A 23,859-nucleotide genomic window follows, 5' to 3' on the forward strand; every position below is an offset into this window, starting at 1 on the left:
TATATGGAGGCATACGAGTGAGTCAAGAATTAATTCAAGCAGTTATGGTGCTGACAAAACAAAAAGGTTTTGCACCTGAGGTTATTTTTGAATCCCTAGAAGCTGCATTATTACAAGCATATCGTAAGGAACCACATTCTAATCCAGATGCGTATGTGGAATTGAATCGTGAAACTGGTGCTTATAAGGTAATGGCGAAGAAACAAGTTGTAGAAACTGTAGAATTCCCAGAAACCGAAATCAGCCTATTAGATGCTCGTAAAATCGATAAACGCTATGAAATTGGCGATATTGTTGAAGCAGATGTAACACCTGCTAACTTTGGTCGCAGTGCAGCTCATACAGCTAAACAAATGTTAATTCAACGTTTGAAAGAGGCTGAACGCAGTGTTGTATACGAAGAATATTATAGCCGTGAAGGTGATATCATTACGGGTGTTATTACACGCGTTGAAGGTAAAAACGTATATATCAATCTTGGTAAAACAGAAGCTATTTTACCTCCAACTGAGCAAATTGCTACAGAAACATATCATGAAGGGGACCGCATTAAATGCTATATCGTAGAGGTTAAGAAAACTACGAAAGGCCCTCAAATTATGATTTCCCGTACTCATCCAGGCCTATTAAAACGCTTGTTTGAATTAGAAGTGCCAGAAATCTATGAAGGTGTGGTAGAGCTTAAATCTGTAGCTCGTGAACCTGGTATGCGTTCTAAAATCGCCGTATATAGCCGCGATGAATCCATCGATCCAGTTGGTGCTTGCGTAGGTCCGAAAGGTCAACGCGTTCAACACATTGTAGATGAATTGCACGATGAAAAAATCGACATTGTAAAATGGGATGAAGATCCTGCCATTTATATTGCGAACTCTTTAAGTCCTGCAAAGGTAATCTCTGTAGATGTTAGCGAAGAAGAAAAATCTTCTTATGTTGTAGTACCTGATTACCAATTATCCTTGGCTATCGGTAAAGCTGGTCAAAATGCTCGCTTAGCAGCTAAATTGACAAACTGGAAAATCGACATTAAGAGTGAAACACAAGCTGCAGAAAATCCTTTTACAGGTTTTACAAGTACTGAAGCAGCGGAAAGTGAAGACTAATGAAAACCAAATCTCAACCTATGCGCACCTGTGTAGGCTGTGGTGAACCAAAGAGTAAGCGCGAGTTAATGCGTGTTGCTCTAAGCCCAGAAGGGACAATCAGTATCGACAGAACTGGTAAAGCCCCTGGTCGTGGTGCTTATATCTGTGCATCCATGGACTGTTTTGAGTCTGCGTATAAGGGTAAAAAACTAGAACGCTCTTTGAAGCATGCTGTATCAAAAGAGGTATATGAAGCATTGAAGCACGATTTGGAAGGTCATGAATAATTTCAGCATATGAATGAAGATAAAGTTTTAAATCTCTTAGGCTTGGCACAACGGGCCGGAAAATTGAGTTCCGGAGATTTCATCGTAGAGAAAGCGATGAAGAAGAAAACCCCTAAGCTTGTTCTATTAGCAGGTGATTGTGCGGCCAATAATGAAAAGAAATACATACAATTAGCAGAATTACATCATATCCCATTGCGTAAAGTCGGCAGTAAAGAAACATTAGGTACGGCTATAGGCAAAGAAGTACGTGTAGTGGTAGCCGTAGAGGATGATGGATTTGCAAAAGCATTACTAAAAGAGATTGATCAGTAAGAAGGGGGTATGTAGATGTCCAAAAAGCGCGTACATGAAATCGCTAAGGAATTTGGCGTTGAAAGTAAACAGGTTATTTCTATTTTGCAACAACATAATTTTAATGTTACAAAAGCTGTTAATACAGTAGATGATGCAGGTTATACTGTGGTAAAAAACCAATTAGGTGGTAAATCTAATGGGGTCGATACAAAGGCAGCAGCTGCTCCTGCTAATCCAAGCAAACATGAAAAAGCTGCAACACCTAATAAAGCTGTAAAAACAGATAAACCAGCAAAAGAACAGAGACATAAAAAAGAGGCTAAACGTGATGATAAGAAACATGACGATAAGAAATCTAATGTTCGTCATGTACAAATTAATGAGCCTACTAAAAAACAAAATAATGGCCAAAAACAAGATGGTCGTAACCATCAAAAACAAGATCGTCCAAATGGTAATCAACAAGGCCAAAAGAATGATGGTCAACAAGGTCAAAAAAATGACAACCGTAACAATGGTAATGCAGATAACCGCAACCGCAATGGCCGTGTAGATAATCGCAACAATAATGGCGGTAACCAACAAAATGGCAATGATCGCCGCAATAAGAAAAATAAAAAAGGTAACAATCGCCCACAATCCTTATTGTCCACTTCCATGCAAAAGAAGAAAAATAAGGTAAAACATCGTAACGAGCAATACTTGCAACATAAAGCGGAAGAAGAACGTAAAGCACAAGAAGCAATCGCTACGGAAATCGAATTAAGCGGTCCTTTAACAGTAAAAGAATTGGCTGAAAAAATGGGCCGAGAAGTATCTGAAATCATCAAAAAATTGATGTTGTTAGGTGTTATGGCAAGTATTAACCAAGAGGTAGATGTTGATACAGCTACCATCGTAGCAGAAGATTTTGGTGTAACCGTAACAGAAGTAGAACCGGAAGAAGATCCTACAGATATTATTGAAATCGAAGATGCACCAGAAACATTGAAACCTCGTCCTCCTGTTGTAACAATCATGGGTCACGTTGACCATGGTAAAACATCCTTGTTGGACGTAATTCGTCAAACAAATGTAACAGCTGGCGAAGCGGGCGGTATTACGCAACATATCGGTGCGTACCAAGTTCGTTATAATGACAATAAGATTACATTCCTTGATACACCAGGCCATGAAGCTTTTACAGCGATGCGTCTACGCGGTGCAAAATCTACAGATATCGCAGTTCTTGTAGTAGCTGCCGATGACGGTGTAATGCCACAAACTATCGAAGCTATTAACCATGCTAAATCTGCAGATGTGCCTATTATTGTAGCTATCAATAAAATGGATAAACCAGGCGCTAACCCAGACCATGTAAAACAACAATTGTCCGAACATGGCCTTTTACCAGAAGAATGGGGCGGAGATGTAATCATGGTTCCTGTATCTGCTAAGAAAAAACAAGGTATTGACGACTTGCTCGAAAATATCTTGCTCGTAGCAGAGGTTATGGAATTGAAAGCTAATCCTAACCGTAAAGCGTACGGCGTAGTTATCGAGGCTCAACTTGATAAAGGTCGTGGTGCTGTATGTACAGTATTAGTACAAAAAGGTTCTCTTCGCGTAGGTGATACCGTTCTTGCTGGTACTGCATATGGTAAAGTTCGTGCCATGACAAATGAACGTGGAGAAAAGGTTAAGATTGCTCGTCCATCTATGCCAGTCGAAATCTTGGGCTTCTCCGAAGTTCCACAAGCTGGTGAAATCATTCATGGTATGGATGATAATGAAGCACGTACAATCGCTGAAAAACGTATTGCTAAACAACGTGTACAAGAATTACAAGCTACTCACAAGGTTACATTGGATGATATCTTCAACCAAATTCAACAAGGTGAGTTAAAAGATCTTAATATCATCATCAAAGCGGACGTTCAAGGTTCCGTAGAAGCATTGCGTCAATCCTTGGAAGGTATTAAAAACCCTGAAGTTCGTATCGTTATCGTTCATGCTGCCGTAGGTGCTATTAATGAATCTGATATCATGTTGGCATCTGCATCTAATGCAATCGTAATGGGCTTTAATGTACGTCCAGATGCAAATGTTCGCCGTGCTGCGGAACAAGAAAAGGTAGATTTACGTACATATCGTGTCATCTATGATGCTATTAATGACGTTGAGTCTGCTATGCGCGGTATGTTGGCACCTCAATTTAAAGAGGTTGTCGTTGGTCGTGCAGAGGTGCGTCAAGTTATCTCCACACCTAAGGCCATTGTTGCTGGTTCCTATGTAACGGAAGGTCGTATTACGAACGATTCCGAAGTACGTTTGATCCGTGATGGTATTGTCGTATTTGAAGGTAAGGTTGATTCCTTACGTCGTTTCAAAGACGAAGTGAAAGAAGTTAAAACATCCTTCGAATGCGGTATTTCCTTGGAAGGTTACCGCGACATCAAGGAAGGCGACGTAATCGAAGCGTACTTGATGGAAGAAGTTGCACCTCAAATTTAGGAGGTTACTATGAGTGATGTTCGTGTAAGAAAATTACAAGAATTCATCAAACAAGAAGTAAGTCAAATGTTGATGCGTGGGTTGAAAGACCCTCGCATCGGCTTTACTACAGTTACCGATGTCCACGTGACAGGTGATTTGCGTGAAGCTACGATTTATGTTTCCTTGTTTGGTTCTGATAAAGAGAAAGAAGATACTCTTATCGCTTTAAAACATGCATCTGGCCATGTGCGTACCGAGCTTGGCAAGGTATTAAAATTGCGCCATATTCCAACGATTACCTTTGATAAGGATACATCTTTGGATTACAGCATGCATATTGAATCCCTTTTGAATGAAATCAAAAAGGATGAAGAAACAAATTAACACAAAGGATACAGAACATGAGTAAGATCACAATTAATCAATTACACATGGCTCTGTGTGAAGCTAATTCTATAATGCTCACTGTCCACGTACGACCAGATGGCGATGCTATTGGTTCTATGGTTGCCTTTTATGAGGCTCTCGTAGCACAAGGCAAAACTGTGTATATGGTCGTGGATGATGTAATACCTGAAAAATATTCCTTTTTATCGTATATCGATCAAATTAAGGATGTTGCCTATTTTGAAATACATCCTGTACAGGTTGATATGCTAATGGTATTAGATGCTAGCACGTATGAACGGATTGGCCGCGTAGGTGCACTCTTTAGTGCACCTATTTTTAATATAGATCATCATATTTCTAATTCAGAATTTGCAGATCATCTATATTTAAAACCTGATTTTGCGGCTACAGGTGAAATTATTACGGACTTGTGCGAACAATGGAATTGGCCTATTACAGAGTCTATGGGCAATGCTCTTTATATGGCGATTGCCACCGACTGTGGATTCTTTAAATTTAGTAATACTACAGCTAATACACTTAAAATGGCTAGCCGTTGTGTCGCTGCTGGGGCTCGCCCTAATGTTATTTCCGAAACGATTGAGGCCGTAAGTGCAGCACGTCTTGAATTAACGAAACAGGTAATGCAAACTATTGCTTTTTATAAGGATAATCGCGTTGCTACTATCGAGCTATCTCCAGAGGTTATGTCTATATTAGGCGACGATACAGATGGATTCGTCGACATTATTCGTAATGTAGATACTGTTGATGTGGCCATTTTATTGAAAGGTGAAAGCCCAAATCGCACGCGTATCAGCCTTCGATCTAAGGGGACAGATGTGAATGCTATTGCTAATCATTTTGGCGGTGGTGGTCATATACGTGCTGCTGGTTGTACCATAGAAGGTTCTATCGATGAGGCTAAGTCTCGTCTATTGGAGGTTATCAAATAATGGATGGAGTGTTGCCATTTTTAAAACCTCCTGGTATTACCAGTCATGATGCTGTAGGTATATGTCGTCGCATTTTAAAAGAAAAACGAATAGGTCATAGTGGTACATTGGACCCTATGGCCTATGGTGTATTGCCTATATTTTTGGGTAAGGCTACACGTCTCATTGAATACACAGATGGATTTAATAAGACCTATGTAGCAGAATGTAAATTTGGTACCTTTACTGACACTGAAGATAGTACGGGACAGCCGGTATTACCTGACGATGATATGAATCTCACTAGTGGCGTTACATTACTGGCGGATCACTCTGCAATTAATGAACGATTGATACCGCCAACGTGGGATGAATTATCATCAGTGCTATCTAGATTTATTGGCACACAAGAGCAACGCCCATCCAAGTACTCGGCTATAAAAATTAATGGTATACGGGCTTATGAATATGCACGTAAGGGGATACCTGTAGAGTTACCAATGCGAACCATTACGATTTCTAATATTGAATTGGTAGCTTATGGTTTTCCTTATTTTACAATTCGTGTCACCTGTTCTGGTGGTACCTATATTCGTTCGTTGTTACGTGATATATGTATTCAATTAGGCATTCCTGGGACCATGACTTCCTTGGCAAGAACTTGTGTGGGGCCTTTTGATATTCAATCTGCCTATATAGCGGAGGAATTAACGATTCACGGTGAAAAATTGTTGTTGCCTACGGATATTGCGGTATCTCATCTTTCAAAAGTGGACGTAGATAGTGTACAATTAAAGATGATGGTACAAGGTAAGGAATTACCAATTGTAGAGGCCTTTTCTCACACGATTCCATCTAACAAGTATAGAGCTTATGGACCTCATGGGTTTGTAGGCATTCTAAAACGAACGAAACATTCACTTAAAGTGGATAAAAATATTTTTATTGAAGGATAAGTATGAAACATTTACACTCGTTTGATGAATTACGTCAAATTAATCGTAAAATCGTATACGCATTAGGCACATTTGATGGTGTACACCGTGGTCATCAACGGGTCATTGGTAATGCAATTGCAGAGGCTAAGGCGCATGATGCCGTTACGATTCTCGTCACATTTAGTGCGCATCCTATGACTATATTGCGACCTGGAGATGTTCCTAAACGGGTATTATCTGCCGATATTATGGATGAAATCTTAGAATCTCTAAAGGTAGATTATATCTTACGATTGCCTATGAATTTGGACATATTCAATATGTCACCTGATGAATTTTTAGACGCTCTTTGTGGTGATATAGATGTTGTAGGTATCGCAATTGGTACTAACTTTACATTTGGTGCCAAAGGGGCTGGCAATCCTCAGTTAATGCGGGAGCGTTTGTCTGCAAAAGGGATTCATATCATTGTTGAACCCTTGCTATCTACAGAAGAAGGTCCTATCTGTAGCACGAATATACGTAAGGCTATAGAAGAAGGGCATATGAAACAAGCTACAGCTTGGCTCGGACGTCCATACCAGTTTAGAGGTATCGTCATAAAAGGTGATCAACGAGGCCGTACATTAGGATTTCCAACAATTAACTTTTTATTGCCCAATGAGATGGCAATCCCACCTGATGGTGTATATGCTAATCGGGTTTGTATAGATGGCATTTGGTATGATGGTGTTGGAAATATAGGGGATAATCCAACTTTTAAAAATCAATATCATCGATGTGAAGTACATGTATTTGATTTTGACCAAGACGTATATGGTAAGGAAGTAACTGTTCAATTTATATCATATATACGCGGTGAGGTTAAATTTAATAATTTGCAAGAATTGATCGACCAAATGAAGGTCGATGAGGAAACAGCAATTCGGATTTTACGTAATAACCCATAAGGGGGAGCTATGGATATTAAAGACGCACGCAAACAAATAGATACTATTGATGCACAGTTAGTAAACTTATTTGAACAACGTTTATCTATCATTAAATCAATTGGTAAATATAAGGATGAACATCATTTACCACTGATTGATGAAGAACGGGATCATGAGATCATTTCTAGTCTTAAAACTGAATGTGACGATTTACGTATGTTGACATATATTGAATCCTATATGAAGGATGTTATTTCGATTAGCAATGAGTTCTTAAAAGAACACATGCATAAGCATATTTTCCTAATTGGTATGCCTGGTGCCGGTAAAACTACGGTTGGCAAAATGTTAGCTAAAGAATTAGGACGAGACTTCTATGATTTAGATCAAACGATTCAAGATAAAGTGGGGAAAACCGTACAAAATATCTTTATCTATGATGGAAAAGATGCATTTAGTAAGTATGAATACGAAACAATTAAAGAATTGATTCATAATAAACCATCTGTTATTGCTACGGGTGGTGGCACAGTGACATCTGAAAAAATTGTAAATCTCATGAGAAATAATGGTTTAGTTGTCTTTGTTAATCGCGACGTTAACCATATTCTCGATGATTTGGATTTAGAAATTCGTCCACTTGTGAAAGAAAGTATTGAATATATTTTCAATGTTTACGAGGAACGTTATCCTTTATATGAAAGTGTAGCTCATATTAAGATTGGCAATGAAGGTAGCATTACTGACGCTGTTCAAGAAATTATCGAAGCATTACCTAATACGGAGAAATAATGGAAGTATTACGAGGATTTGTATACCGAATTATATATCAGAACACACAGAACACGTATTGTGTATTTCTTGTGAAAGATTATAATGAGGAATACATTACTTGTACTGGTCGCTTTGAAGCCCCAAAAGAAGGGGAAGATATTGAGATTAAAGGCCGTTATGTAGAACATCAAAAATATGGCATTCAGTTTGATGCATCTAGTATAGAAAAATTAAAACCCGATAATATGGGTGCTGCTAGAATGTATTTGATGAACTTAGGCATAAAGGGATTAGGCGAAAAATCTGTAGAGAAAATCTGTGATTATTTCGGTCTCCGGTTATTAGATGTACTGCGTGAAGAACGGCCAGAAGAAATTAAAGATGTGCCCGGCTTACGCAAAGGCGTTAAAGAGGAATTATATAATACATTACTCGGTGAAGGTATATTATCCGATTTAAACCATTTCTTTGAGTCTCATCAAATTTCTTCTAAATGGTCTCGCACTGTGTACACATATTATGGTGCATCCTCTATAGATGTCATACAAGACAATCCTTATAATTTATTGCGTATCGCCCCAGATATGTTATTCAATACGGCTGATACATTAGCTATGAATTTAGGGCTTGATGCTGATGACGAGCGACGATTAGAGGCTGGTGTAAACTGGATTTTAGGGAATTTAGATAACCAAGGTCATACGTGTTTACCTGTCGATGAATTGATAGGGCGTACCTACGATTTATTGCAAGTAGATGCAGATTTAATAGCTAACTATATTGACTCATTAATTTCTCAAGCTATCATGTATAGTACCTATTATGATGATATACTCTATGTATATCCACCTGAAATGTATGTATCTGAAGTAGAAGGTGTACACTATACGCGTGATTTCTTAATTGAAGCTGATCCTATATCTCTAGATATTCCAGATTTTATTGAGCGATTTGAAGCAGATAATCATATTACCTTTGGTCCTGAACAGAAGGAAGCTATAGAATTATCATTTTTTGAAAAATTTTCACTTATTACCGGTGGACCTGGCACTGGTAAAACTACGATTATTAAAGCCTTAGTTAAAGGTTTTCAATTAGGTGGATTAGGACGTATTATTCTTTGTGCCCCAACGGGACGTGCAGCAAAGCGTTTAACAGAGGCCACTGAGTTTGAAGCCACAACTATACATCGCTTGCTCATGCCTGTAGCTGGCAGTGATTCTTATGATTTCACTAAAAATGAAGATGATCCTCTTGATATAGATGTTATTATCATCGATGAAGCATCCATGCTCAATGTGCGATTGTTTTATTCTCTAATGTCAGCGATTCCTCGTGAGGCCCATGTTATTATCGTAGGCGATGTGGATCAGCTGCCTCCTATAGGTGCTGGATTCGTATTGAAAGATTTACTTGATAGTGATATGGTTCCGTATACGCGATTACAACATATTTATCGTCAAAGTTCTGGTAATAGTATCGTCGATAGTGCGTATGCTATTAACCGTGGTGAAATGCCAAATCTTGATACGACTAGTGATGAATTCTCTTTCATTTCCGTTAACTCTCTTGGTGATATGATGAAAGCCATCGTTGATGTGTATAAACGGGAAAAAGAATTTGTCGATGATGAACTTGATATTCAAATCATTTCTCCTATGCGTAGAGGTAAGGCTGGCAGTACAAGTATATCTCAATATGTGCAGCAATCCGTAAATCCTCCAGATAGTTATAAAGGAGAAGTGCGTGTTAATGGAATTACATTCCGCGTTGGTGATAAGGTAATTCAAGTTCTTAACAATTATGAATTAGAAGTTTTTAATGGTGAAATCGGCGTTATTTATGCCATTACCAAATCTGATATCTGCATTCGCTTTATTCATAAAGAGGTTCGCCTATCTATTGATGAAGCGCATATGATTATGCCTGCTTATGCTATAACAGTTCATAAAAGTCAAGGCAGTGAATATGGTGTTGTTATTATACCATTTGTTCCTATGTATGGTGGTATGTTACAACGGAACTTACTCTATACTGCCGTGACAAGAGCCAAGCGAAAGGTTATCATGATCGGTACAAAGAGTTCTGTAGAGCGTGCTGTTAAAACGGTTAATGGTGAAGAACGATATACATTATTTAAAGATCGTTTACAAGGAAGATGTGATGGATAATGAATCTATTTGATTTTTTATTTCCTCCTGTTTGTCCTCATTGTGGTACCCATGTACAACAACAAGGGGATTGGTGTGATGCTTGTATTGAAGAAGTTCTACATGTAAGACAAGTGCCATCTAAATTACTGTCTTCGCTAGATTCTGCTTGGATTCTAGCTGACTATCGAGGTGGTATTAAATCCATGATATATGACGTTAAATTTAACGAAAAAAAGGAGCAGTCCAAAGGGGCTGCTCCTTTTTTAGCATCGTACAACTTGAGGATGCACGATTATAGACCTCATTATGTGATTCCTATACCATCAAGTGCAGAAAAAAAGAAAGTTAGAGGATATAATCAGGTAGATCTATTTTTTTATAATTGGGTGTTTTCATTTTCAAATTCTAATCGTATTGATGGTAGAAGCAGCGATGACAGTGTAAATGGAGTTATGGAATATAATACTGAAAAAGAGGTCTGTTATAAATGGTTTGATTGTTTATATAAAATGGATACCCATAAAGAAATGTGGAGCTTATCTGGTAGTGAACGTCATAGCATAATCGATAAGGCATTTATGTGGAAGGAAACTTGCGATTCCTCATTGTTATATGATAAGCGAATTTTATTAGTTGATGATATATTTACGACAGGAGCTACCTTAGAGTCAGCGGCTCGAATACTAAGAGCATATCAACCTCAATATATTGAAGCATTGACATTAGCTAGTGGTAGTTTTTAAAAATAAAAGGCTGTAATAGATTTTTGTTCTATTACAGCCTTAATTATGTTGTTTAACCTAGTACATCGATAAATGCTTTTACAACATCTGGATCAAAGAGGGAACCAGATGCGCTAAACAATTCTTCTTTTGCTTTAGCTTTTGTTTTTGCCCAAAATTCAGTGGATGGATTCACAGTGGAATCATAGTAATCCGCAACAGCAATGATACGTGCCCCTAGCGGAATGTTGGCGCCACGTAAATGTTTTGGATATCCGGAGCCGTCCCATTTTTCATGATGGTAACGAATATATGATAGGATTTGTTGACAACATGGATAGTTTTCAATCATATTAGCACCACTAGCAGCATGTTGTTTATATTTTGACATTTCTTGCTTGTTCAAGTATGGTGCTTTTTGAATCATCGCATTAGGAATCATCAAAAGACCTACATCATGTAATAGTGCAGCATGACGGATTTGTTCAATTTCATTTAATGGCAATCCCATTTTTGCAGCAATACTAACTGCATAATTGGAGACTTGTACAGAGTGTGTATACAAGTGATAGCTTTTCATTTGTATCATTTGTAATAGTTGAGCACTAATGGCCTCTAAACTATCTTTCTCCAGTTCATACAGCCCGGACGGCTGCATCAATGATAACATAAACATAATAAACCCCTCTACTATACAAATATGTAAAGTCCCAACCCCAAGGACTTTACATCGTACAACTTATAGTCCGTTCTTCTTTAACAGTATTCGTATTATACAACAATTTTTATGCTTTGTGTATCGGTATAATGTTTGGTTTTTGAATAGGTATTCATATTTAGCATAATAGAAAGTGTTGACAAAAAAGGAATGCATTAAGAATGGGATGTAAAAATCGTGTTTTAAGAATTATAATAGAAAAATGAAGAATTATTTTATATTCCTATTCCTATTTTCTATACATTGAAATTAAGACTTGCATTTTTTATTCTCATAGCAGTGATATTGATAAATACATATGTTTGTATTATCTGCAAATAATAAAGATATAGACATAGATATAATTTATAATCTATAATATTAAAATACGGGTCTGTGGTTGTAAGTCGAGGCCAGTCGCAGGCAAAACGATCCACATAAGCAGTCCAAAGGGCTGTGAGCATGGTGCGGCTTAGATGTAAGTCCTGCCGGGAAACCGAGAGGAGTAGTAGTGGGGGGCCATGGGCTTATGAGCGAACCTTCCAGCAGGCGAGTGTGGGGGCAAAGACCAGGTCAGCCGTATAACGGGCACATGAGGCTTTTCTCATGTGCTTTTTTTCATTTATACAGATGTATAAATGAAAATTGTAGATATTGCGTTTGTTAAGCTATATTTTGTATACAAGGAGTGCATATTAATACATATTGTGTATAAAAATTAATAGAGAAATCATTAAAATATGGAATTTTAAAAATGTTATATACATTATTATTGACATAATTATTCCATGTATATATACTATATAAATAAACTTAGTTATATATGAGGTTAAGAAGATGTTTAATAAAAAAGTAAAAAAATTAGTTCTCGGTAGTTTGATGGTTGTTATGGCTGCATCTTTAGTTGGTGGTTGTGGATCTTCTTCTACAACAACGTCTAATAATAAGTTAATTGTTGGCACAAATGCTACATTCGTACCTTTTGAATTTAAAGATGATAAAACCCAAGATTATGCAGGTTTCGATATCGATTTGATTCGTGCAATTGGCAAACGTATTAACAAAGATGTAGAACTAAAAAACGTTGCCTTTGATGCGTTGATTCCAGCATTAAATACACATGATATTGATGTGGCAGCTTCCGGTATGACAATCACTAAAGCGCGTAGTGAAAAGGTATTATTCTCATCTCCATACTATGAAAATGCATTAGCTATTGTATATAAAGATTCTAATAGCATTCATTCCTTAGACGATTTGAAGAATAAAAAAATTGCTGCTCAAATGGGGACAACTGGTTCCGATTTAGCTCATAAGATTGAAGGTACTTCTGTAAAAGAATTCGATCATAGTAATGAAGCGTTGTTGGAGTTGCAAAATGGTGGTGTTGATGCTACTGTTATTGATTTACCAGTCGCTCAATATTACAGCACAAAACATCCTGATGAGCATATCCAAATCTTGCCATATCCAAATACAAAAGAGTACTTAGGTTTGGCTTTGAATAAAGATAATAAAGCTTTACAAGAGGAAATTAATAAAGCTATTGCTGATATGAAAGCAGATGGTGAATTTAATACATTATATAAAAAATGGTTTAATGTAGATGCACCTGCAGATATGCCTGTTGTGTTGGATTTTAAATAATTAGGGAGTTGTAAATGGACTGGAATGTCATAACGAGTAATTTACCATTATTATTATATGGGGCTTTAATGACCATAAAAATTACAGCTGTTGCTGTAAGCTGTGGTTTCATTATCGGTTTAATTGTTTCCTTAGCTAGAATGTCGAATTTCGTAATTGTTCGATTGATTGCTAAATGCTATGTAGATGTGATTCGTGGTACACCTATGTTAGTACAAATTTTCATGATTTACTTTGCATTACCTCAAATCATTGGCACTCGAATTGATCCTTATGTAGCAGCTGTTGCTGCTTGTAGTATCAATTCTGGTGCATATGTATCTGAAATATTCCGTGCGGGTATTCAATCTGTAAATAAAGGGCAAATGGAAGCCGGTCGTTCACTAGGTTTGTCTTGGTGGCAAACTATGCGCTTTATTATTATTCCGCAAGCGTTTAAAGCATCAATCCCTCCTTTGGGTAATGAATTTATTGCTATGCTAAAAGATTCTTCTTTAGTTTCTGTTATTGGTTTTGAAGAATTGATGCGTCGTGGTCAATTAATTATCGCTAAAACCTATGCGGCTACTGAAATTTGGGGAACGGTTGCCATTATCTATCTATGTATGACAATACCGATTTCTCGATTGGTTGCTTACCTTGAAAGGAAATATAACGTAAAATGATAGAATTAAAAGATGTGCGAAAATCATTTGGTAAAAATGAAGTATTAAAGGGCATCAATCTACAAATTGATAAAGGTGAAGTTGTTGTAATCATCGGTCCTTCAGGATCTGGTAAAAGTACAGTTTTGCGGACGATGAATTATCTAGAGGAACCTACCAGTGGTCATGTAATTGTGGATGGTATGGATTTATCCGATAAGAATAAATTAAATGCTGTACGCACAGAAGTGGGCATGGTATTCCAAAACTTTAATCTATTCCCACATATGACCGTATTGGATAATTTGACATTGGCTCCCGTAAATGTAAGAAAAACGGATAAGAAAGAAGCACAAGACATTGCTATGAAACTATTGGAACGTGTTGGATTAGCTGATAAAGCTCAAATGTATCCGGACTCACTATCCGGTGGTCAAAAACAACGTGTTGCTATTGCACGTGCATTAGCTATGAAACCGAAGGTAATGTTATTTGATGAACCTACATCGGCACTTGATCCTGAAATGGTACGTGAAGTATTGGATGTAATGAAATCTTTGGCTGATGAAGGTATGACGATGGTTATCGTTACACATGAAATGGGTTTCGCTAAAGAGGTTGCGGATAGAGTTTTATTTGTCGATGGTGGTCAAATCCTAGAAGATGGCACACCAGTACAAGTATTTGATGCACCTTCTAGTGATAGAACAAAATTATTCTTGTCTAAAATTTTATAGATTTTTAGGAACAGCACTCATAATTACTTAGTTTGTAATCATGAGTGCTGTTTTGTTGCACATTATCTTATAATAAATTTTGATAAATTACATATATTTACTTTAGCAATCACTACAATTAAGTGATTTCTCTAAATTTATTAATTCGTATAAATAGATGTTAGAGATAAATATTTGTGATAAACATACAGTTTATGCATCTATATAGCGCAAAAAATATTTATAATACTCATATATTTTAGTTATAATGAAATAAATATGAGTCTTTATCCTATAGAATATATAGAGTAAAACCAATAATTAAAAGGAATTAAGAATAAAAGTTATTTATTTCTTAGAGTTGAATCTGCATAATAATTTAAATGAAATACGAGAGTTGTAATTTGATATTTTATACACGCTATGTTATTATACAGATATAGAGCAAGACAGTAAGACAATATATATTTTATAGGAGGATATTACCCATGTTAGGTAAAGTAAAATGGTTTAGTGCAGAAAAAGGTTATGGATTTATTGAAAGAGAAGATGGTAGCGATGTATTCGTTCATTTCTCTGCTATTCAAGACGAAGGTTTTAAATCCTTATCTGAAGGTCAAAATGTAACATTTGACATTGTTGATGGCAATCGTGGCCCACAAGCAGCAAATGTTGTAAAAGCGTAATCATATACCAAATATTACATAAAAACTAAATTTAAAAAATCCCAACATCTTATTTGTTGGGATTTTTTGCACATTTAATAGTGTGCAATACATATTTCTACAAAAAATATAAAAATTTTTATCAAAAAAGAGGAGTTTTATATGTAGATGTAGAAATACTAATTAAGACACCAGAAATAGAGTAATAAGAACATTCTAACAACTGGTCGTTGATTTTTAGAAAGGGTGTTGACATATGAAAGTAGCAATCAGAGGTAAAAACATTGAAGTGACAGCGGCTCTTCGTGAGTATGTAGAAAAAAGATTGGGTAAGTTGACCCGTTACTTTGATGATGAGTTAGATGCACAAGCAGTATTATCTGTAGTGCGTGATAAAGCAACAATTGAAATTACATGTTTCGTAGATAAAATTGTACTTCGTGGCGTAGAAACAAATGATGATATGTATGCAGCAATCGATTTAGTAGTAGATAAAATCGTTCGCCAAATTCATAAACATAAAACTCGTTTGGCAAAACGTTTTAAACGTCAAGAAGCTTTCCATCCAGATGTAGCACCACTTGATACACCTGTAGAAGAAGAAAAAATTGAAGTAGTAAAACGTAAACATTTTGCTGTTCGTCCTATGGATGTAGAAGAAGCTATCTTGCAAATGAACTTGATTGGACATGATTTCTTCATGTTCTTCAATGCGGAAACAGAAACAATGAATGTAGTATATCGCAGACATGATGGTTTCTATGGTTTGATTGAACCAGAATTAAAATAATATGATCGATTATTCAATTAATTATCTTTCTACATTGATTTAATCGAGTGAAATATAGAATGGATACCAGAAATGGTATCCATTTTATATTTCTAGTTGTATATCTATAGAAAAGCCTTGAATTCTTTGACTATTCAAGGCTTTTTCGTTATAATGAATTAGATATAATAATGTAAGATATCCCGAAGAGGAGTGATTTGTTTGTTCGGCTTTTTACAAAGTCTTATAGGAAATAATAGCGCAAAAGAAGTTAAAAAAATGCGCAAAATTGTAGATCATATTAATGAACTAGAACCTAATTATGTAAAATTAAGTGATGCTAATCTCGTTGCTAAAACTGATGAGTTTAAACGTCGCTTACAAAAGGGAGAAACGTTAGACGATATTTTACCAGAAGCTTTTGCCGTATGTCGTGAAGCATCTAAACGTGTACTTGGTATGCGTCATTTTGATGTGCAAATGCTAGGTGGTATTTGCTTGCATAGAGGTAATATTGCAGAAATGCGTACTGGTGAAGGTAAGACCTTAGTTGCTACCTTAGCTGTATATCTTAATGCTTTATCCGGTAAAGGTGTTCATGTTGTTACTGTCAACGATTACTTGGCTACACGTGATAGTGAGCAAATGGGTCGTTTGTATAATTTTCTAGGCCTTTCTACTGGTTTAATTGTTGCAAATCTCGATTATAATCAACGTAAAGAAGCGTATGCTGCAGATGTAACATATGGTACTAATAATGAATTTGGTTTCGATTATCTTCGTGATAACATGGTGTCCGATGTATCTCAAATGGTACAACGTCCATTGAACTATGCCATCGTCGATGAAGTTGACTCCATTTTGATCGATGAAGCGAGAACTCCGCTCATCATTTCTGGTCCTGGTAGTCGCTCTACTGACAACTATTATAAATTGGCGCAAGTTGTACCACATCTTGTAAAAGATGAAGACTATACAATCGATGAAAAACAAAAGACGATTGCACCGACAGATTCTGGTATTACAAAAGTTGAAAAAATGTTAGGCATCGAAAATTTATATGATGCTGATAATATTGAACTCAACCATTTACTAGGTGCCTCTTTACGCGCTTATGCTATGATGCATCGCGATACAGACTATGTAGTAAAAGATGGTGAAGTTGTTATTGTCGATGAGTTTACAGGTCGTTTGATGTTTGGCCGTCGTTATTCTGATGGTTTGCACCAAGCTATTGAAGCAAAAGAAGGTCTTAAGGTTGAACGTGAAAGCCAAACATTAGCATCTATTACGTTCCAAAACTATTTCCGTATGTATGAAAAATTGTCTGGTATGACTGGTACTGCTAAGACGGAAGAAAAGGAATTCAATGATATTTATGGCTTGGAAGTAATTCCTATTCCTCCAAATCGCCCTTTGATTCGTGTGGATTTACCTGACCTTATCTTTAAATCTAAAGCAGCAAAATATCGTGCTGTTGTACGCAATGCTGTAGAACGTCACCAAACGGGCCAACCTATTTTGATTGGTACTACATCCATCACTCAATCTGAAGAACTTTCAGATATGTTATTGCGCGCTGGTGTACCACATAAGGTATTGAACGCTAAACATCATGAACAAGAAGCGGAAATTGTTGCCAATGCTGGTCAAATGGGTATGGTTACAATCGCTACAAACATGGCTGGTCGTGGTACTGATATTACATTAGGTGAAGGTGTGCCTGAACTTGGTGGTTTAGCTATCTTAGGTACTGAACGTCATGAAAGCCGTCGTATTGATAACCAATTACGCGGTCGTGCCGGCCGTCAAGGTGACCCAGGTTCTTCACAATTCTTCCTATCTTTGGAAGACGACTTGATGCGTATCTTTGGTGCTGATAATATTTCTGGCATCATGGATAAACTAGGAATGGAAGAAGATGAACCAATTGAACATTCCTTAATCACAAAATCTATCGAACGTGCTCAAAAGAAAGTTGAAGATCATAACTACAATATTCGTAAATATATCTTGGAATATGACGATGTTATGAATCAACAACGTGAAGTGTTATATGAGCAACGCCGTCGTATATTACGAAATGAATCTTTAAGAGATACCATTAATGAAATGATTGACAAGCTTGTAACTGAAGCTGTTGATACATATGCTGATGAAAAATTGTATCCTGAAGAATGGGATTACGAAGGTTTACATAAACACTTGAGTCAATACTTCTTGACTTCTGAACTAATGTCTACAGAAGAAATGGAAGAATATACACGTCAAGAATTGGATGAACGCTTACACGAAATCGCACATAGCGAATATCAAGATCGTGTTGATCTTTTAGGTGAAGCGATGTTTAGCCAACTTGAAAAAGCGATTATGCTACGTGTTGTCGATAGTAAATGGATGGAACATTTGGATAATATGGATATGCTTCGTGAAGGTATTGGCCTTCGTGCATATGGCCAAAAAAATCCTTTGGTTGAATATAAATTTGAGGCCTATGATATGTTCCAGCACATGATTGAATCTATTCAAGATGAAACAATCATGGCATTGTACAAAATTCGTGCACAATTGATTCAAGAAATTGAACAACCAGTTGATCACTTAGAAGGTGCACAACCCCATCATGAAGATGTGTTGGAGCCACAAAACATAGATTAACATTTGTGAATGGCACGTTGCTCAATGGGAAAACACCTTCTGGGCAACGGCCATTTTTCATTTTAAAAATACAGTAAATCGTTACTATGTACATGTAGTAATTCTATAAAGGTGGTGAACATAAATTGTTAGAGGATTTAAAACCAATTATCTCTGGTTTAGAAGAGCGAATTTATGGAATGAGGGATTCACTTTAACATAGCTCAGAAAGAAGAACGAATCTTCACACTTGATGTACAGATGAGTGATCCTACATTTTGGGATGATCCTGATAAGGCTCGTGAGATTTCTCAAGAAGCCACACAATTAAAAAACTCTGTAGAGGGGTATAAGCAGTTAGTGTCTGATATCGAAGATGCTAGTGTCATGTTGGATATGGCAATAGAAGAAGAAGATACCTCTATGGAGGGGGAAATCAAACAATTTGTAAATGGCATTCAAGAGGCTGTTGAAAAACAAGAGGTATTGCTTTTGCTCGGCGGAGAATATGATCAGAATAATGCTATTCTTACATTTCATGCTGGTGCAGGTGGTACAGAAGCACAAGATTGGTGTTCTATGCTGATTCGAATGTATTTGCGTTGGGCAGAAAAGACAGGATTTTCCGTGGAACTTATGGATGAACAACCTGGCGATGAAGCGGGAATCAAAAGTGCAACATTTCTTATTAAAGGCGAGAATGCCTTTGGCTATTTAAAATCTGAAAAAGGTGTTCACCGTCTCGTTCGTATATCGCCATTTGATGCTGCAGCACGTCGTCATACCTCATTTGCAGCTGTTGACGTAATGCCAGAAATTGATGATACTGTGGAAATCAATATCGATATGAAAGATGTCCAAGTTGATACATATCGTGCAAGTGGTGCCGGTGGGCAGCATATTAATAAAACGGATTCTGCTGTTCGTATGACTCATAAACCAACAGGCATTGTAGTTCAATGTCAATCTCAGCGTTCTCAAATGCAGAATAGAGAACAAGCTCTTCGTTTATTACGTGCAAAATTATTTGAATTAGAACTTGAAAAGCAGGCTGAATTAAAAGAACAAATTGGTGGGACATACCAAGCTATTGAATGGGGAAGCCAAATTAGATCCTATGTATTCCATCCTTATAACATGGTAAAGGATCATCGCACATCGGTTGAAACTGGTAATGTACAGGCTGTTATGGATGGCAATATCGACCAATTCATAGAAGGCTATTTAAAGAAAGAAGCTAATTTAACAGTATAGGTGTTATAATGAAAAAAATTTTAATATTCATCGTCTTGCTTATCATTGTATGTGTGGTGGGTGCTCAATTTGTAGTTCCAAAATATATGGAATCTATTGTAGAAGATGAGTTAAATCAATCACTTAAACCTTCAAGCCAAACTGTTGTTATTGAATCTACACCAGCCTTTAAACTGGTTTACGGACAAGCAGATCACGCGGCAGGAACATTGGAAAATGTTCAATTAGGAAAGTTGAATTTTTCTAGTCTTCATTATGAGGCAAATAATATTGTTATTAATCCTATTTCTCTCATTGCATCTCATGAGGTTGAGGTCCTAAGTCTTGGTCCATCCTATGCAGAAGGTATTGTGTTAGAGGATGATTTAAAGAAATTCCTTATTCAGAATACAGAAGGTCTGCAGGATGCTAATGTAGTAATTAATAATGACCGTATAGCGTTAACTGGGACTGTTAACATTATGGGGTCTTTGAAAGGAACAGCTAGTTTGGAAGGCGCCTTGCAGTTGAAAGATAATGTTTTATCATTTGCTCCTAGTCGATTTACAGTTAGTGGATTGACTATTGCAGGTATTACATCACAACAATTGCATCCTATTGCTATCTATGATTTTAATAATTTCCCAGTTCCGGTTAAAGCTGAGTCTGTTAACGTTGAAAATGGAGAAATTCATATTAAGATTAAACCTGTACTCAATTAGAAAGGAAATATCGTGCATACTGTTAAGAAAACTAAGCACTCATTAGTTCTTATACTATGTATCATAGTAGGACTTATTTCAGCACTCTATTTAGTAATGGAGCGCAATACAATTGAAAAGGCACAAAATCATATTGAGAATATAGTAGATTATGATGCTGTACTTCGAGCTAATGCCTTTGAAAAACGTAGTCAAAAAGATGCTTTTGATGCACTGAAAGAGGCGGGAATAACGGCATTTGCCATTTATGATAGAACATTAGAAAAGGCAAATGACGCTGGTGAAATTAAATTACTTTCATCACAAGATATGTCCGATGTTCGTATCAATGGTGGTTCTATTAAACCAGGCGCTACTTATGTTGCACTTATTCCTGGTAAAGAAGGCTATTATAAAGAAATTCGCGAAGACCTATATCATCGTATTAGTAAAGAAAAGGTTAAAGAACTTAATACTAGTATAGGACCCGTTTTAGAATTACAAGGTGCTACTTCAGATAGCTATGCGAAGATGAACTTAGGCATCTCTAAGATTCAAGCCATGGAAGTGGCCAATCGCGGATTTAATGTAATTGTTCGACCTACTAATTATCGCAATGTTACATCTGATGATATTAAATATGTATTTAATCGTCTAGATGGGGTACCTCATGTAACAGGCATTATATTTGCTGGTAAAGAGGCATTAGGTGCACCAGATCATATTGATGAAACCTTAGAGGCTATGAATAATCTTCATATTCCATTGGTTGGTATTGAAGCGGTTAATCAGTTGCAATATGAGCCTCAGTTAGGATTCTTAGATATGGCGGCTAAGAAGAATTACAGTGTAGGTCGTGTTTACACAATTTCTAAAGATGAGTTAAAGAAGATTACCCCGGAAGAAGCGGCTCAACGATTCTATATTAGCGATATTGAGCGTAACATTCGTTTTAATTTATTCCCTATGTATGAAGTAGGGCAAAATAATGAAACTGTGTTACAAACAACGATTAACTATGTACATAGTGCAACAGATAAATTGAGTGCCAAGGGCTATGAATTTGGGCCAGCAGATATTTATCCTGCCTATACACCTAATCCTTTATTAGTTGTTCTAACAATGATTGGTAGTATTGCCTTATTTGTGTATGTGGGACAAATGTTTATAGCTATGTCACAACACAAACAATTAGTTCTATTTTTTGCACTATCACTACTATCCATTGTTGGATTTATTGTAACTAGCGGTACATTATTAGTTCAAATTTGGGCTTTATCTGCAGCTATTATGGCACCTGTTGGAGCCTTGGTGATTCTTATGGAAGAATGGCGCAGATCAGATGGTACACGCCCTATAGGTGCATGGAAATCTACGCTACTCGCATTACTCTATCTCGTAATAGCAACATTATTTGCCGCTATTGGTGGCATGTATATTGCGGCATTATTAGGTAATACAAAATTCTTTATGGAATTTGAAATCTTTAGAGGTGTAAAACTTACCTTCGTATTACCAATCATCCTTGTTATGATCGCATATCTACAACGCTTTCCATTATGGAAAGGTCGCATGATCAACTCTGGCACAGAAGCCAAACAATTCATCAAAGAATTTTTAACTACAGATGTAAAAATGTATGTGTTCTTTGTGTTTGCTGCTATAGGTGCTGCGGCTTGGGTATTTGTAGGCCGTAGTGGTCATACGGCAGGTGTGCCTGTTCCAACAGTTGAACTCGTATTGCGTAGATTCCTAGAGAATACACTATATGCTAGACCAAGAGAAAAGGAATTTATGATTGGTCATCCATTGTTGATGCTCGCAACATTTGCATTCTTACGTAAATGGCCTATGGTTATTCATTTTGTATTAACTATAGCTGGCGTTATCGGCGTAGCATCTATGGTTGAAACATTCTGTCATATTAGAACACCTGTTTTCATGTCTATTATGCGTGGGTATGATGGTTTGTTGCTCGGTTGTGCTATAGGTATTGTTCTTATTCTTGCAGTTCGTTTCCTCATTTACATCTCGCAATGGGCTATGCATCGGGAGGACAGTCATGAGTAATATCGTTATTTCCGGTTACTATGGCTTTGGTAATGCTGGTGATGAAGCTATGCTTTGCGCCATTATCGACGCTATTCGTGATGTAGAAGACGATGCACATATTACGGTTATCTCCGGCAATCCTCAAGAGACTAGTAGAAAACACAATATTAAGGCTGTTGGAACATTTGCTGCCTTTGGTATTTTGAATGCCATACGTAATGCTGATTTAGTGATTAGCGGTGGAGGTAGTTTATTACAGGATGCTACAAGTATTCGAAATACCTATTATTATCTAAGTATTATGGGGCTTGCAAAATTACTCGGAAAACCTGTTATGCTGTACTCTCAAGGTATTGGTCCTTTATATCGTAAATCTACAAAACGAGCTGTTAAATTTATGTTGAAATATGTAGATGGAATTACAGTTCGTGATTCCATTTCGAAAGATGAGTTGAATGCTCTAGGGATTTATGATGTTGAGGTTACGGCGGATGCTGTATTAGCTATGCATAAGGCTAATCCTAGTATCGGTGCTAATATTTTAACCAAATATAATTGTGCTCCTATTGAAAGTGGTAGGAAACGCATCGGCATTGCTGTGCGTAGTTGGAAGGATGATACGGCGTATAGACAGAGTTTAGCAGATGTATTGAGCCGGTTAAGTTTGGAGCAAGATGCTGAAATAGTATTCATACCTATGTCTCATCCTGATGATACGAAGGAAGCAAAGATTATAACTTCATTAATGAAGGTGAAACCTATCGTATTAGAAGGACCTTTTACTACAGAAGAGCAACTATCCTTATCTGGCAATGTAGATCTAATGATTGGCATACGCCTACATGCACTTGTATTTAGTTCCTTAATGGGAAAACCAGTTATTGGTATTTCCTATGACCCTAAAATTACAAGTTTTTTACATATGATTGAACAAGAACCAATTGGTACTATGACAGAATTAGATTCTAATGTTCTATATGATCGATGTGTAGAACTTTTACAATCTACAGAATCTTATCAACATTCATTCAATCGCATTCAAACATTGCGTAAGGTATCGAAACGCAATGCAGAATTTGCTATTTCACTTTTAGAAGAGTATTAAATATA

The 23,859-nt window shown here is 36.8% G+C and carries 22 protein-coding genes; 21 read left to right on the forward strand and 1 reads right to left on the reverse strand.

Translation table 11 applies throughout. The features are described from left to right. Window positions 1-17 precede the first annotated feature (17 nt). Genes nusA through VIHSUH07_RS05970 form a run of 11 tightly spaced genes read left to right on the forward strand, consistent with a single transcriptional unit; the run spans window position 18 to window position 11,009 of the window. Window positions 18-1,103, forward strand: a complete 1,086-nt coding sequence (gene nusA / locus VIHSUH07_RS05920; protein WP_105084255.1) for a transcription termination factor NusA — start codon at window positions 18-20, stop codon at window positions 1,101-1,103. Further along, window positions 1,103-1,372, forward strand: a complete 270-nt coding sequence (gene rnpM / locus VIHSUH07_RS05925) for an RNase P modulator RnpM (RefSeq protein ID WP_105084256.1) — start codon at window positions 1,103-1,105, stop codon at window positions 1,370-1,372. Before nusA ends, rnpM begins: the two co-directional genes overlap by 1 nt. A gap of 9 nt (window positions 1,373-1,381) precedes the next feature. After that, window positions 1,382-1,687, forward strand: coding sequence for a L7Ae/L30e/S12e/Gadd45 family ribosomal protein (locus tag VIHSUH07_RS05930; RefSeq protein ID WP_005378872.1), 306 nt, complete (start codon window positions 1,382-1,384; stop codon window positions 1,685-1,687). A gap of 15 nt (window positions 1,688-1,702) precedes the next feature. Next, window positions 1,703-4,162, forward strand: a complete 2,460-nt coding sequence (infB, locus tag VIHSUH07_RS05935; RefSeq protein WP_105084257.1) for a translation initiation factor IF-2 — start codon at window positions 1,703-1,705, stop codon at window positions 4,160-4,162. Between the two features lie 9 nt (window positions 4,163-4,171). After that, window positions 4,172-4,528, forward strand: coding sequence for a 30S ribosome-binding factor RbfA (rbfA, locus tag VIHSUH07_RS05940; RefSeq protein WP_005380901.1), 357 nt, complete (start codon window positions 4,172-4,174; stop codon window positions 4,526-4,528). 17 nt (window positions 4,529-4,545) lie between these two features. After that, a complete protein-coding gene (locus VIHSUH07_RS05945) occupies window positions 4,546-5,490 on the forward strand; it encodes a DHH family phosphoesterase (protein WP_105084258.1) in 945 nt (314 codons plus the stop codon). Beyond that, a complete protein-coding gene (locus VIHSUH07_RS05950) occupies window positions 5,490-6,425 on the forward strand; it encodes a tRNA pseudouridine synthase B (RefSeq protein WP_105084259.1) in 936 nt (311 codons plus the stop codon). The genes VIHSUH07_RS05945 and VIHSUH07_RS05950 overlap by 1 nt, the downstream gene beginning before the upstream one ends. A gap of 2 nt (window positions 6,426-6,427) precedes the next feature. After that, the gene (locus VIHSUH07_RS05955; RefSeq protein WP_105084260.1) at window positions 6,428-7,357 is read left to right on the forward strand and encodes a bifunctional riboflavin kinase/FAD synthetase; all 930 of its coding nucleotides are present in this window, start codon (window positions 6,428-6,430) and stop codon (window positions 7,355-7,357) included. Between the two features lie 9 nt (window positions 7,358-7,366). Then, the gene (locus VIHSUH07_RS05960) at window positions 7,367-8,131 is read left to right on the forward strand and encodes a shikimate kinase (protein WP_105084261.1); all 765 of its coding nucleotides are present in this window, start codon (window positions 7,367-7,369) and stop codon (window positions 8,129-8,131) included. Then, entirely contained in the window at window positions 8,131-10,284 is a 2,154-nt protein-coding gene (gene recD2 / locus VIHSUH07_RS05965; protein WP_105084262.1) for an SF1B family DNA helicase RecD2, read from the forward strand. Before VIHSUH07_RS05960 ends, recD2 begins: the two co-directional genes overlap by 1 nt. Then, window positions 10,284-11,009 carry a ComF family protein gene (locus VIHSUH07_RS05970; protein ID WP_105084263.1) on the forward strand — a complete coding sequence of 242 codons (726 nt, stop codon included), beginning with the start codon at window positions 10,284-10,286 and terminating at the stop codon, window positions 11,007-11,009. The genes recD2 and VIHSUH07_RS05970 overlap by 1 nt, the downstream gene beginning before the upstream one ends. A gap of 52 nt (window positions 11,010-11,061) precedes the next feature. Here the strand turns inward: VIHSUH07_RS05970 and VIHSUH07_RS05975 are convergent, their stop codons facing one another. Further along, window positions 11,062-11,664 carry an HD-GYP domain-containing protein gene (locus tag VIHSUH07_RS05975; RefSeq protein ID WP_005378919.1) on the reverse strand — a complete coding sequence of 201 codons (603 nt, stop codon included), beginning with the start codon at window positions 11,662-11,664 and terminating at the stop codon, window positions 11,062-11,064. A gap of 858 nt (window positions 11,665-12,522) precedes the next feature. Between VIHSUH07_RS05975 and VIHSUH07_RS05980 the strand changes: the two genes are divergently transcribed. The 10 genes from VIHSUH07_RS05980 to csaB all read left to right on the forward strand — a co-directional run bounded on the left by VIHSUH07_RS05980 (window position 12,523) and on the right by csaB (window position 23,854). Then, on the forward strand, window positions 12,523-13,332 hold the full coding sequence (locus VIHSUH07_RS05980) for a basic amino acid ABC transporter substrate-binding protein (protein ID WP_009661307.1): 810 nt from the start codon (window positions 12,523-12,525) through the stop codon (window positions 13,330-13,332). 14 nt (window positions 13,333-13,346) lie between these two features. After that, the gene (locus tag VIHSUH07_RS05985; RefSeq protein ID WP_009661171.1) at window positions 13,347-13,997 is read left to right on the forward strand and encodes an amino acid ABC transporter permease; all 651 of its coding nucleotides are present in this window, start codon (window positions 13,347-13,349) and stop codon (window positions 13,995-13,997) included. Beyond that, the gene (locus tag VIHSUH07_RS05990) at window positions 13,994-14,713 is read left to right on the forward strand and encodes an amino acid ABC transporter ATP-binding protein (RefSeq protein WP_005383807.1); all 720 of its coding nucleotides are present in this window, start codon (window positions 13,994-13,996) and stop codon (window positions 14,711-14,713) included. The genes VIHSUH07_RS05985 and VIHSUH07_RS05990 overlap by 4 nt, the downstream gene beginning before the upstream one ends. A gap of 467 nt (window positions 14,714-15,180) precedes the next feature. Further along, window positions 15,181-15,378: a cold shock domain-containing protein gene (locus VIHSUH07_RS05995; RefSeq protein ID WP_005379075.1), complete on the forward strand. Its 198-nt coding sequence runs from the start codon at window positions 15,181-15,183 to the stop codon at window positions 15,376-15,378. Between the two features lie 235 nt (window positions 15,379-15,613). Beyond that, window positions 15,614-16,147 carry a ribosome hibernation-promoting factor, HPF/YfiA family gene (hpf, locus tag VIHSUH07_RS06000; protein ID WP_005378989.1) on the forward strand — a complete coding sequence of 178 codons (534 nt, stop codon included), beginning with the start codon at window positions 15,614-15,616 and terminating at the stop codon, window positions 16,145-16,147. Between the two features lie 201 nt (window positions 16,148-16,348). Beyond that, window positions 16,349-18,784, forward strand: coding sequence for a preprotein translocase subunit SecA (gene secA, locus VIHSUH07_RS06005; RefSeq protein WP_105084264.1), 2,436 nt, complete (start codon window positions 16,349-16,351; stop codon window positions 18,782-18,784). A gap of 125 nt (window positions 18,785-18,909) precedes the next feature. Next, window positions 18,910-20,017, forward strand: a protein-coding gene (prfB, locus tag VIHSUH07_RS06010) for a peptide chain release factor 2 (RefSeq protein ID WP_233187828.1) whose coding sequence is annotated in 2 segments (ribosomal slippage) — window positions 18,910-18,966 and window positions 18,968-20,017 — 1,107 coding nt in all. Because the reading frame shifts where the segments join, the coding sequence is not laid out codon by codon here. A gap of 8 nt (window positions 20,018-20,025) precedes the next feature. Further along, window positions 20,026-20,718, forward strand: a complete 693-nt coding sequence (locus tag VIHSUH07_RS06015) for an LmeA family phospholipid-binding protein (protein WP_105084265.1) — start codon at window positions 20,026-20,028, stop codon at window positions 20,716-20,718. 12 nt (window positions 20,719-20,730) lie between these two features. Further along, a complete protein-coding gene (locus VIHSUH07_RS06020; protein WP_105084266.1) occupies window positions 20,731-22,767 on the forward strand; it encodes a DUF5693 family protein in 2,037 nt (678 codons plus the stop codon). Continuing rightward, entirely contained in the window at window positions 22,760-23,854 is a 1,095-nt protein-coding gene (gene csaB, locus VIHSUH07_RS06025) for a polysaccharide pyruvyl transferase CsaB (protein ID WP_105084267.1), read from the forward strand. The genes VIHSUH07_RS06020 and csaB overlap by 8 nt, the downstream gene beginning before the upstream one ends. Window positions 23,855-23,859: the final 5 nt, after the last annotated feature.

Source organism: Veillonella sp. T34266-5 (assembly GCF_002959815.1).
GTDB classification, from domain to species: Bacteria; Bacillota; Negativicutes; order Veillonellales; family Veillonellaceae; genus Veillonella; species Veillonella atypica.